Source organism: Georgenia sp. M64, from assembly GCF_038049925.1.
In the GTDB taxonomy this organism is placed as follows: Bacteria; Actinomycetota; Actinomycetes; order Actinomycetales; family Actinomycetaceae; genus Georgenia.
Window position 1 is genome coordinate 2543785 of the sequence record NZ_CP145809.1, and the last position, 11461, is coordinate 2555245.

The 11461-nt window shown below is 73.2% G+C and carries 10 protein-coding genes; 6 read left to right on the top strand and 4 right to left on the bottom strand.

The genetic code is table 11. The features are described from left to right. Window positions 1–66: 66 nt before the first annotated feature. A complete protein-coding gene (locus AAEM63_RS11395; protein ID WP_341358392.1) occupies window positions 67–399 on the top strand; it encodes a metalloregulator ArsR/SmtB family transcription factor in 333 nt (110 codons plus the stop codon). Continuing rightward, window positions 396–905, top strand: a complete 510-nt coding sequence (locus AAEM63_RS11400; RefSeq protein ID WP_341358393.1) for an SRPBCC domain-containing protein — start codon at window positions 396–398, stop codon at window positions 903–905. The genes AAEM63_RS11395 and AAEM63_RS11400 overlap by 4 nt, the downstream gene beginning before the upstream one ends. A gap of 23 nt (window positions 906–928) precedes the next feature. Here the strand turns inward: AAEM63_RS11400 and AAEM63_RS11405 are convergent, their stop codons facing one another. Next, window positions 929–1888: an iron-siderophore ABC transporter substrate-binding protein gene (locus AAEM63_RS11405; protein ID WP_341358394.1), complete on the bottom strand. Its 960-nt coding sequence runs from the start codon at window positions 1886–1888 to the stop codon at window positions 929–931. Window positions 1889–1998: 110 nt separating this feature from the next. Between AAEM63_RS11405 and AAEM63_RS11410 the strand changes: the two genes are divergently transcribed. The 4 genes from AAEM63_RS11410 (at window position 1999) to AAEM63_RS11425 (ending at window position 6270) form a co-directional block, all read left to right on the top strand. Further along, a complete protein-coding gene (locus AAEM63_RS11410; RefSeq protein WP_341358395.1) occupies window positions 1999–3063 on the top strand; it encodes an iron ABC transporter permease in 1065 nt (354 codons plus the stop codon). Next, on the top strand, window positions 3060–4169 hold the full coding sequence (locus AAEM63_RS11415; RefSeq protein WP_341358396.1) for an iron chelate uptake ABC transporter family permease subunit: 1110 nt from the start codon (window positions 3060–3062) through the stop codon (window positions 4167–4169). The genes AAEM63_RS11410 and AAEM63_RS11415 overlap by 4 nt, the downstream gene beginning before the upstream one ends. Beyond that, a complete protein-coding gene (locus AAEM63_RS11420; protein ID WP_341358397.1) occupies window positions 4166–5017 on the top strand; it encodes an ABC transporter ATP-binding protein in 852 nt (283 codons plus the stop codon). Before AAEM63_RS11415 ends, AAEM63_RS11420 begins: the two co-directional genes overlap by 4 nt. A gap of 113 nt (window positions 5018–5130) precedes the next feature. Next, window positions 5131–6270 (top strand): hypothetical protein, encoded by a 1140-nt coding sequence (locus AAEM63_RS11425; RefSeq protein ID WP_341358398.1) that lies wholly within the window; start codon window positions 5131–5133, stop codon window positions 6268–6270. Window positions 6271–6289: 19 nt separating this feature from the next. Here AAEM63_RS11425 and AAEM63_RS11430 read toward each other — a convergent pair whose 3' ends face one another. The 3 genes from AAEM63_RS11430 to AAEM63_RS11440 all read right to left on the bottom strand — a co-directional run bounded on the left by AAEM63_RS11430 (window position 6290) and on the right by AAEM63_RS11440 (window position 11414). Then, entirely contained in the window at window positions 6290–6622 is a 333-nt protein-coding gene (locus tag AAEM63_RS11430; RefSeq protein WP_341358399.1) for a type II toxin-antitoxin system PemK/MazF family toxin, read from the bottom strand. After that, window positions 6619–6879, bottom strand: coding sequence for a hypothetical protein (locus AAEM63_RS11435; protein WP_341358400.1), 261 nt, complete (start codon window positions 6877–6879; stop codon window positions 6619–6621). Before AAEM63_RS11435 ends, AAEM63_RS11430 begins: the two co-directional genes overlap by 4 nt. A 104-nt stretch (window positions 6880–6983) precedes the next feature. Further along, window positions 6984–11414: a metallophosphoesterase gene (locus AAEM63_RS11440; RefSeq protein WP_341358401.1), complete on the bottom strand. Its 4431-nt coding sequence runs from the start codon at window positions 11412–11414 to the stop codon at window positions 6984–6986. Window positions 11415–11461: the final 47 nt, after the last annotated feature.

Here is an 11461-nt window from a genome sequence, read left to right on the forward strand (position 1 = left end):
CCGCCGACCGGGAGCCCCGAACATATCGCCTTGCGCATATATATCTTTCGGCGTATGTTGGCTTCGATGGACGGAACCCGGACCCAGGAGCGGCTGAGCGCCATCGCCGAGCCCACCCGCTTCCGGATCGTCGAGCTCCTCAGGGCCGGTCCCCGACCGGTCGGCGCGATCGTCGACGCGCTCGGCGTCGGCCAGCCGCAGGTGTCGCGGCACCTGCGCGTCCTGGCCGACGCGGGCGTCGTCGGCGTGACGAAGAACGGGCAGCGTCGCATCTACCGGCTGCTCCCCGAACCGATACAGGATCTCGAGGAGTGGGTCGCCGGCCTGACGGCCGCCTGGTCCGACCGGCTCGACCGTCTTGGCACCCTCCTCGACGACAAGGACGGAGCAGCACCATGACGTCGCAGCACACCACCACCGTTGATGAGGAAGCCCGCACCATCACCGTCGAGCGCACCTTCGCCGCCGACGCCGAGCGCCTCTGGCAGGCGTGGACCGACCCGGCCCTCGTCGCCCGCTGGTACGGCCCGCACCACTGGACCACCACCGTGCACGAGATGGACGTCCGCCCGGGCGGCCGCTGGCGCTACACGATGGCGCCGGACGACGGCTCGCGCCCACCGATGAACGGCGTCGCCACGTACGAGGACGTCGAGCCACCACACCGCCTGACCTACCTCGACCGGATCGCCGACGACGCGTGGACCGCCGCCGTCGGCGAGCCCGGGCTGTCCGTCGCGGTGACGTTCGAGCCGACGCCGGAGGGCACCCGGGTGCGGGTGGTCGCCGGCTTCGGCGACGACGAGGGACTGCGCCGCGGCATCGCCTCGGGCATGTCCGGCGGGTACGTCGAGACCCTCGACCGGCTGGCGAGTGTCGTCCTACCGGGGCACGGACCCGAGTAGCCGGCGACCCCTTGGGACGCCGGTCAGCCGAGAATGCTCTCGATGTCGTTGAGCACGAGGTTCGCGGCGGTGACGCCGATGCCGAGCATCCAGGTGTCGTCCGAGACCTCGTGCGCGTTGCCGGCCTGGACAGCGGTGAGCCGGTTCCAGAGCTCGCCGCCGGTGACGTCCGCGACGGCGGTGTCCTCGGGCGCCCCGTAGACGGCCGTGAACACGACGTCGCCGTCCGCCTGGGAGATCTGCTCCGCGGAGACCTCGACGAACGTCTCCGGCACCTGCTGGACGGCCGGACGGCCGAAGCCGGCGTCGGCGAGCACGGTGCCGATGAACGAGGCCTCGCCGTACAGGCGGATCTGGCCCGGCAGGAACCGCACGACGCTGACCTCGGTCCCGGCGGGGTCGCCGCCGGTGACCGCCCCGCCCACATCGGCGGCGCGCGCCTCGTAGTCCGCGATGAGCTCGTCGGCCTGCTCGCGCTCGCCGAGAGCGTCGCCGGCAAGCCGGAGCGTCTCCTTCCAGGTGTCGCCGACGTCACCCGCGAAGACCGTGGGCGCGATCGCCGAGAACTCGTCGTAGAGGTCCTCGTGGCGGACGGTGTTGGACAGGATGAGGTCGGGTTCGAGGGCCGCGATCGCCTCGAGGTTCGGCTCGCCGATCGTGCCGACGGGCTCGGTCTCGGCGAGCTCGTCCTCGAGGTAGCTCACCAGGGACGTCGAGACGTCCGTGGTCACCGCCCCGACCGGGGTCACGCCGAGCGAGACGACCGCGTCGAGCTCGCCGGTGTCGAGTACGACCACGCGCTCGACGTCGGCCGGGACCTCGGTGGCCCCCATCGCGTGCTCGACGGTGCGGGTCTCGGCCGCCTCCGTCGTCGTCCCGGACCCCGCGGTCTCGCCTCCTGAGCCGCATGCGGCGAGGGCTGCCGCCGCGGCGACGATGGTCAGGGTGCGGCCGGTCCGCGTGGTGAGAACGTTCCTGGGCACAGCGAGAACCTCCGTGATCGTGGGGTGTGACCGAGACGCGGTCGCCAGACGCTAGCAGGTAAGGCTAGCCTTACCTACCGGCCGTTCAAACCACCCGTGAGGACCTCTCCGTGCACCCGACGACACTGCCCGTGGACGGGCGCGCGCCTGCAGCGGCCACGCCGCGCCCGGGCAGGCGGCATCCCGGCAACCGCCGCCGGCGCCTCCTCGGTCTCGTCGTCCTCGCCGCCGCGCTCGCCGCCTTCGCCCTCGTGAGCCTCGCCGTCGGCTCGAATCCCCTCCCGCTCGACCTCGTCTGGTCCGCGCTGGTGTCACCGGCGGACACGGAGGCGGACATCATCGTGCGGCAGCTCCGGCTGCCTCGCACCGTCGTGGCCCTGGTGGCAGGGGGCGCGCTGGGCCTGGCGGGTGCGCTCATGCAGGGCCACACACGCAACGCCCTGGCCGACCCCGGTCTCCTCGGCGTCAGCGCCGGGGCGGCGCTCGCCGTGGTGGTCGCGGCCTACGTCCTGGGGGTCGACGAGCCGTCGGCGTACGTCTGGTTCGCCTTCGCCGGTGCCCTGGTGGCCACAGCGATCGTGCTCGTCTTCGGCTCCGCACGCGACAACCCGGCCACGCTGGCGCTCGCCGGTGCCGCCGTGACCGCCCTGCTGGGCGCCTTCACCAGCGCCATCGTCCTGCTGGACGTGGAGACGCTCGAGGCCTACCGGTTCTGGGCGGTCGGCTCGGTCGCGGGCCGGGACCTGCAGGCCCTGACCCCCATGGTGCCGTTCCTCCTGGTCGGCGCCGTCCTCGCCGTGGCCAACGGCCCGGCCCTCAACACCCTCGCGCTCGGCGAGGACGTCGCCCGGGCGCTGGGTCAGCACGTGGGCCGCGCCCGCCTCGTCGGCATCGCCGCGGTGACGCTGCTCACCGGCTCCACCGTGGCCCTGTGCGGCCCGATCGGCTTCGTCGGGCTCATCGTCCCCCACGCGGCGCGCGCGCTCACCGGTCCGGACCACCGGTGGCTGCTGCCCTACAGCGCGGTCGCGGGTGCGGCGGTGCTGCTCGCGGCCGACGTCGTCGGCCGGGTGGTGGTGCGGCCGGCCGAGCTCCAGGCGGGCATCGTGCTGGCCCTGGTCGGAGCGCCGTTCTTCGTCGCGCTCATCCGCCGCCGCCGGACGGCGGCGCTGTGAGCCTCACCCAGGCCCAGGCCCAGGCACAGGCGCGGGCCGCCGGCACCGCCCCGGCCGAGACGCCCCGGTTCCCCGGGGTGCGCCCGGTGCGCGTCGGACCTGCCTCGACGGTGCTGCGCCCCCGGTACCTGGTGGTCGTCGGTGCGCTGCTCGTGGTCGCCGCCGCGCTGATGGCGGTCAGCGTCGCCCTGGGCGACCTGGGACTGAGCGTGGCCGAGGTGCTGGCCATCCTCGTCGGCGGGGGGGACGACGGCGACCGGTTCGTCGTCCTCGGCCTGCGCCTGCCTCGTGCCCTCACGGGGCTGCTCGTCGGTGTCGCCCTCGGCGCGGCCGGGGCGATCACCCAGTCGGTGAGCCGGAACCCGCTCGCCTCCCCGGACGTGCTCGGGGTCACCGCCGGCGCGAGCGTGGGCGCCGTCGCGATGATCGTCCTCGCCCCGACCGGCGGGGCGGTGCTCGGCGTCCCTGCCGCGGCCCTCCTCGGCGGCCTCGCCGCCGCCGTGGCGGTCTACGCCCTTGCCTGGCGGCAGGGGGTCGACGGCTTCCGCCTGGTCCTCGTCGGCATCGGCGTCAGCGCGTTCGGTACGTCCCTGACCACCTGGCTGCTCGTCCAGGCAGAGCTCAACGACGCCGCCACCGCCACCGTGTGGCTCACCGGCAGCCTCAACGGCCGCGGCTGGGACCACGTCGTCCCCGTCGCCGTGACGATCGCCGTGGTGGCGCTGCTCGCCGGTCCGGCGGCCTTCGCCCTGCGCGCCCTGAGCCTCGGGGACCAGACGGCCACGGGCCTCGGCGTGCGGACCCAGGTCACGCGGCTCGTTCTCGTGCTGCTCGCCGTCGCGCTGGCCTCGGTGGCCACCGCCGCCGCCGGGCCCGTGCCGTTCGTGGCGCTCGTCGCGCCCCAGGTGGCGCTGCGCCTGACCCGCTCCCCCACACCGCCCCTGGTGGCGTCCGGTCTGCTCGGCGGGTGCCTGCTGCTCGCCTCCGACGTCGTCGCCCGCACCGTGCTGCCCGTCCCGCTGCCCGCCGGTGTCGTCACCGCGGTCATCGGTGCCCCGTTCCTGCTCCACCTGCTCCGACGACGGATCCGAGAGGTCACCCCATGACGGACCCGAACCCCCGGCTTCGCGCCGACGGCGTCACCCTGGCCTACGACGAACGCGTCGTCGTCCAGGATCTCGACCTGGCCCCGGTCGACGGCGGTATCACCGCGATCATCGGGCCGAACGGCTGCGGCAAGTCCACCCTGCTGCGCGCTCTCGGTCGGTTGCTCCGGCCGCGAGCCGGGCAGGTCCTCCTCGACGGCAGGCACATCGACCGCATGCGCAGCCGCGACGTCGCGAAGGTGCTCGGCGTCCTCCCGCAGGCCCCGGTCGCCCCCGAGGGGCTCACGGTCGCGGACCTGGTGGCGCGGGGCCGGCACCCGCACCAGTCGTGGATCCAGCAGTGGTCCGCCGGCGACGAGGACCACGTGGCGGAGGCGCTCGCCTGGACGGGCATGCTGGAGCACGCCCACCGGCCGCTCGACGAGCTCTCCGGCGGCCAGCGCCAGCGCGCGTGGATCTCCATGGCCCTGGCGCAGGGCACCGACGTCCTGCTCCTGGACGAGCCGACCACCTACCTCGACCTCACCCACTCGCTCGAGGTCCTCGACCTCGTCGACACCCTGCACGAGGAGCGCGGCCGCACCGTCGTCATGGTGCTGCACGACCTCAACCTCGCCGCCCGGTACGCCGACCTGCTCGTGGTGATGAACGAGGGTCGGGTGGTCGCCTCCGGCGACCCTCGGGAAGTCCTCACCGAGGATCTCCTGCACGAGGTCTTCGGGCTGCGGGCCACGATCGTCCCCGACCCCGTCTCGGACGCCCCGCTCGTCGTGCCCATCGGCCGGCGGCACGTCCACGCGCATCTCGGCACCGCCGGTGCGGCGAGGCCGGCCGCCGTCGTCGGCTGACGTATCTCCGCAGCCACCCAGCCAGGGCGGGTCCACAGGCGCGGGTGGCCCCTCGGCGTCACGCTGGCACACTGGATCGCGACCATCCCGTCGGCCGACACCGCGAGGACCCCGTGCCGAAGAAGCGCAAGAACCGCAAGAGCCCGACCCACCAGGCGCAGCAGCACCGGACGCGGCGGCCGCACCAGGCGGACCGTCCGGGGCCCACCGGCTCCATGGGCGGCAACATCATCGAGGCCGCCCGCACGGAGGGGTTCGACGTCACCTCCCCCGAGGGTGTCGCCGCGGCCATGGAGTGGTTCAACTCGCTGAGCTACGAGGAGCGCTTCGCCGTCACCGAGACGGGCCGGCTCCCGGACGACGCCTCCCCCGGCACCCCAGAAGTTCCGGGCGGTCAGGCCGGCGCCGCCTTCGGGCTCGGCCCGGACGGCCGACCACGGCTCTCGGTCGTGCCGGACCTGGGCGTGAGCTGGTCCGACGGCGCCTGGCCCGACGGGGACGACGAGGACTGGCCCGACGAGGACGAGGAGGACTGGCCGGACGACGACCTCGAGCTCGCCGACATCTGGCCGCCGTTCCTGGGCGACCCGGTCGACCCCGACGCCGTCCCGGCACCGACCTCCCTCGCCGAGCAGGCCGCCGCGCTCTCGGGGACCACGCTGGTGCGCCGCGCCGACGCCCTGCTGGCGTGGCTCGGCGACGGCCGGCGGGTGACGAGCACCGGCGCGCTGCGCCAGGCCGACACCGCCGAGGTCATCGGGCTGCTCGGGCTCGACGACCCGCAGGTGCGCTCGATGTGGGACGTCCCCGAGCTCGCGCTGCTCTGGACCGCCCTGGTCGGCGGTGGCTTCATCGACGTCGGTCGGACCACCGTCTCCCCCGCAGCGAAAACCCTGCCGTGGGTGGGCCCGGACGGGGACGACGAGGCGCGAGTCAGCTGCGGCAACGTCCTGTTCGGCTCGGCGCTGCTGACCTTCCTCGCGGAGCAGGAGGACGGCACGACCGTGGCCGCGATGCCGCCGCTGACCTTCCTGGCCCTGACCAAGGCGGCTCAGCCCGGCGGCGTGCATCTCGCCGACCCCGGCGCCTCGTCCGACGACATGATGGCGGTGATGGTCCACGCCGACCTCGAAGCCCTCGCGGCGGTCGGTGTCCTCACCGTTACGGACGACCGCTACGAGCTCCCCCCGCACCTGCTCCCGGTACTCGACGTCGTCATGCAGCAGGTGGTCGATCAGCTCGGCCTGACCTGAGCCGCGTGGGGCGGTCGGATCACAGGCCCAGGAGCCGCCGGAGCGCAAGCTCCGCGCGCGCGAGGGTCACCACGTCCACCGCCCCCATCCGTCGGATCAGGCGTTGGGGCGAGATGGCCCGGACGTCCTCGCACTTGACATAGCTTGTCTGGCGCAGACCGGAGGCTCCCGGGTCAACCTCGACGTGAGTGACTGACGGACGGTGGGTTCGGGTGAGAGGCAGGACCGTGACGACGGGCGGTGCCGAGTCGAGCCAAGGCTGAGCGCTGATGATGACAACCGGCCGACGCATCGACTGCTCGTGCCCCACGGGCTCACCGAGATCAGCGAGGTGGATCTCGCCGCGGATCACCAGTCGTCCTCGCTGAGGGCGTCGTCGACCGGATTGCGAAGGTTGTCAGCGGCCGTCGGATCGTGGAGGCGGGCGCGGCACTCCTCGTCTGTCAGCGCGGCGTTCTCCGACCGAACCCGCGTCCAGAACTCGTGCTCGTCAGAGGCATCCAGTGCGGTCTCGATGGCTGCGGCGAGCGTCGTGTGCTGCTGCCTCGCCCGGACGGCCAGCCGGTCACGCAACGCACGCGGCACCTTGATGGTCGTGGAGTCGTTCATACCCACTGGTATACCGCCACGCACACCGAGCGGCAATGCCTCACGAGACCGTGGGAACGACAGAGAAGACCGGATGCCCCTCCGGTCCCCTCTGTCGACGACGGCTACGGTCGCTTGGCGTACCCACCCGCGTGCGGCGGCGGGCCGGGCTCGCCGGCGAACGCCGGCCGGCCCTGCTCGCCCGCGTGCGCGGGCGGCTCACCGGCACCCGCCTCACCGGCACCGCCGCGCGGGACCGTCACCGTCTCGACGGCCGAGAGTGCCTCGGCCCCGTACGGGTCGGTGACCACCGCGTACCAGCCGTGCTCCCCCGCCGGGAGCCCGGCCCACTCGGCCGTGACGGTCTCACCCGACGGCACGCCCTCGAACGCGGCGATCTCGGTACCGGTGAGGACCTCGACCACGAGCGCGTCGGTGCCCAGCACCTTCTCCCGCGTGGTGATCCCGACCGCGGCGTAGGGGATGGTGAAGTCCTGGTGCTCGGCCGCGAGCGAGGCGTCGTCGGCGTCGTAGTCGTCCAGCGAGGGCGAGTACGTGCGGGCGACGACCTGCTCGCCGTCGTTGTCGAAGTGCAGCAGGCGCAGGTACCCCAGGCCGCCCTCGGGCAGTCCCTGGTAGTCGAACAGCACCTGGTACACCGACCGGTCGGGCGCGCCGTCGCCGTCGTCGTCGAAGTCGTCGATGCGGGTGTAGGCGTCGTGGTAGTGCCCGGAGAAGACCATCTTGACGTTGGGGTTGGTCGCGACGACCTCGTCGTAGATCTGCTGCGGGATCGGTCCCAGCCCGCCGGTGGTGAGCATGTACTCGTGGAGGTTGAGGATGGCCACCCGTTCGGGGTACTGGGCGAGGACCTCGTTCAGCCACGCGATCTCCTCGGCCCCGGGGTCCCAGCCCATGGAGAGCATGAGGAAGTCGATCCCGCCGGCGGTGACGAGGTCGTAGTGGCCGCGGTTGTCGGCGTAGTCCCCGCCCCACCAGGGGTTGTCGGCGTAGCGCTCGGCGCCGAAGAACTTCGAGTAGTTGGAGTAGTCGGCGAGCTTGGACCCGACGTCGTGGTTGCCCGCCAGGACCCCGTAGGGCAGGTCGGCGTCGTCGAGCATCGTGTACGCGGCGTCGGCGCGGTCCCACTGGGCCATGTCGTCCCACACGTCGACGATGTCGCCGGTGTGGATGACGTACTGGAGGTTGAGGTCCGCCCGCTCGGTGAGGAAGAAGTCGTGGATGGCGAGCTGGTGGTCGTAGAACGTCTCGTTGTAGTACTGCGTGTCCGACTCCCAGCCGATCGTGAAGTCGTACGCGCTGCGCGGGGTGTCCTCCGGGTGGTTCGGCTCGACGGCGGACGCGCGGGTGGACAGGTCCTCCCCGGCGAAGCCCTCCGAGTGCTGGACGAGCACGGTCACGTTGCCGTTCGCGACGTGGTCCGCCGCCGGGACGAGCCCGCCGAGGGTGAAGTCCTCCCGGGCGTCGGCCTGAGCGGTCTCGCCGTCGGTGACGTGCCGGTCGACCTCCTCCCACGCGCCCGTGGCGGTGTTGAGCACGTAGAGCAGGACCTTCGCGTCCGGGTTCGCCGAGCCGTCCCAGCTCACGCGCACCCGCGCGTCGTCGCCGGCCCCCTCCGGCACCGCGACCTCGAAGAGCTGGTAGGGGAAGGCGTCCGCGGACGTCGTCACGGCCTCGACGCCGTCGGCGCCGGTGAGCGCCTCGAGGTCGGCGCCGGTGAGGAGCTGCCGACCCTCGCGGTCGAGCCCATCGGCCTCGCGGGTCTGCCCCGAATAGGCCTCGACGCCGTCGCCGGGGATGAGCCGGTGGCCCTCGCGGAAGCTGACGTCGAGCGGGTCGCCGCTCGGGTCGGTGACGGTCGCGCTCAGCTCGACGTCGCCGTTGCGCGCCACCTCGGACTCCGCGGCGTCCACGGCCGGCTGCTCGACCGGCGTCGTGAAGCGCACCTCGTGGGTGGCGGTGTTCCCGACGGCGTCGGCCGCCTCGACGACGAACGTGTGCTCGCCCGCCGCGAGGTCCACCGAGGAGATCGTGTGCGGGAGGGTGACCGGCTCGCCGTCGAGGGTGGCGGTGACGGTCTCGACCCCGGTGGCGTCGGTGAGGTCCGCGTCGAGGACCACCTCGCCGCGCACCTGCGTCCCGTCGGCGAGGTCGGTGGTGATGACCGGGGCGGTGTTGTCGACGACGACCGTCGCCTGCGCCGTCGCCGTCCCGTCCGTGGCGGAGACGGCGTGCTCGCCGTCGGCCGCGGCGGTGGTGTCCCAGGTGTGCCCGACGGCCCGGAAGGCGTCCTCGGGGAGGGTGAAGGCGGCGTCGACGTAGTCGTTCTTGCCGGCGGAGTCACCCATGGAGATCACCTGGGCGGGGTCCTCGTAGCCGGCGGGGCGCAGGGTGCGCCCGTCGGGCAGGACGAGGCGGAGGTTGGTGATCTGGAAGTCGTCGTTGTTCTCGTCCGGGTCGATCTCCGGTGCGGCCTTGGTGCCCGCCCACACCGAGACGACGAGGTCCTCGCCGCGGGTGACGTGCTCGAGCGGGACCGGCGTGGCGATGGTCTCGAAGCCCTCGTAGATCCCGTCGTCGAAGATCCTCAAGGTCTCCTCGCCGACCTTGACGCCGTTGCGGAAGTAGGTGTCCACCCCGCCGGCCTCGAAGATGAACACCGGCGCCGACTCCAGGGCCGGCTCGGTGGGGACGCTCTCGCCGTCGACGGCGAGGGTGAGCTCCGGCGGGTAGGTGTCCCCCGCGGCGGAGACCACGTGGTCGCGGGCGACGACCTCGCCGTCGGTGACGTTGAGGCGGACCGGCGACTGGTCGACCCCGGCGACCGGGACCCGGCGCACGTCGGTCGTGGTGACGTTGGCGCCGTCGGAGGCGGTGACCCAGTACTCGTACCAGCGCTTGCCGGTGAGGTCCGCGGCGTCGACGACGTGGGTGTAGCCGTCTGCGCCGTCGCTGCGGAGGTTGAAGGCCTGGGCGCCGGCGTCCGCGCTGGAGCGCACGTGGACCGTGACGGTGCGGACCTGGCCGTCGGTGACCGTGAGCTCGATCGGGAAGCCGGCCGCGGGGTCGATCTCGGCCGCGGTGGCGTCGGTGACGGCCGGGGCGGTGGTGTCCTCGGCGGGGACGACGAGCCCGGCGGGAACCTGGTCGGCGTCGACCGCGCCGGGGGTGGCGGGGGCGGCGCGGATGAGCTGCTGGCGGCCGAGGTCGGCGGGGTCGTGGGCGTAGTGGATGCCGATGTTGGCGGCGGTGTCGTCCGCGCCGGCGAGGTTGTAGTACGCCGTGCTCACCGCGAAGCCGGTGTTGGTGACGACCTGCATCCCGCGCGCCGAGCCGTTGGCCATGCCGCCGATGAAGATCTCGGTGAGGTCGTCGCCGAGCGTGAGGTCGGAGCCGTAGTGGGCGTTGAAGTCGGCGTCGGTGAGGTGGTCGTTGCGGCCGTTCTTCACCCACAGGACGATCGTGGCGCCGGGGTCGACGACGAGGTCGGCGGGCTGCGCGGGCCAGGTGACCACGTTGGAGTTGGTGAGGTCCTCGAGCGGGTACAGGTAGTCGAGGGTGAAGTCGGCGTAGGAGACCGGCTCGGCGGTGGGGTTGTAGAGCTCGATGAACTCGTAGGCGTCCGCGCCGTCGACGTTGGAGGTGTCCGGGACGAGCTCGGTCACCTGGACGGTGGCGGCCTCGAGCGTGGGGTCGGGCTCGAGCGGGCCGGGGGTGGCGGTGGGCTCCTCGGTCGGGTCCACGGTCGGCTCGGCCGTGGGCTGCTCGGTCGGCTGGTCGGTCGGCTGCTCGGTCGGCTCCGGCGTCGGCTCCGGCTCGGCCGGGACGAGCGCCTCCGGTGCGACGACGCCCGGCGAGGGGGTGGCCCGGGTGGCGAGGATGTCGAGGCCGGCTCCGCCGTCGGCGGGGAGACGGAAGTGCACGGTCTGGTCCGGCGCGGCGGACCCGGCCGGGTAGTACGAGAAGGTTTGCGTCTCGGCGGTGGTGACGCGGATACCCCGGTCGCCGCCGTTGGCCATGCCCGGCTGCCCGGTGAGGCGCACGAGTGGGTAGTCCGCCGCCTCCCCCGCCGCGGCCGCCCAGTGGTCGCGGAACTCCTGCTCGGTCCGGTCCGGCGCGGTCACCGTGGTCGAGGTGTAGGTCAGCCACAGGACGACCGTGCCGCCGGCGGGCACCACGGTCCCGGCGGGGTAGGTGAGCGGGACGTCGCGGGCGGTGTCCGCGCCGTCGAAGATGTAGAAGAGCTCGACGCCCGCCGCGGTGAGGTCGATGTCGGCGTCGGTGGTGTTGTGGAGCTCGACGAACTCGTAGTCGTCGTAGGAGACGGTGTCCGGGGCGATCTCGGTGACGACCAGCGGCGGCGGCTGGGTCGCGAGTGCGGTCGGCGCAACCGTGGCCGGTGCGACCACGGCGGGCGCGGCCGCGGGAGCGGCGGTGGTCGGCGCAGCGGCCGCCACGGCGATCACGGCGCCGGCGGCGAGCGCGGCCGTCAGGCGGAGCGCGGGGAGTGCGGATGGTGCCGGGCGGGCGGGCATCAGGTGTCCTTCGGTATGGGGACAAATCGCCCCACACGTTAGGGACG

Bases quoted from the DNA above. Each gene is read 5' to 3' on its own strand.
- AAEM63_RS11400 (WP_341358393.1), top strand. From the start codon at position 396: ATGACGTCGCAGCACACCACCACCGTTGATGAGGAAGCCCGCACCATC.
- AAEM63_RS11395 (WP_341358392.1), top strand. From the start codon at position 67: ATGGACGGAACCCGGACCCAGGAGCGGCTGAGCGCCATCGCCGAGCCC.
- AAEM63_RS11440 (WP_341358401.1), bottom strand. From the start codon at position 11,414: ATGCCCGCCCGCCCGGCACCATCCGCACTCCCCGCGCTCCGCCTGACG.
- AAEM63_RS11420 (WP_341358397.1), top strand. From the start codon at position 4,166: ATGACGGACCCGAACCCCCGGCTTCGCGCCGACGGCGTCACCCTGGCC.
- AAEM63_RS11435 (WP_341358400.1), bottom strand. From the start codon at position 6,879: ATGAACGACTCCACGACCATCAAGGTGCCGCGTGCGTTGCGTGACCGG.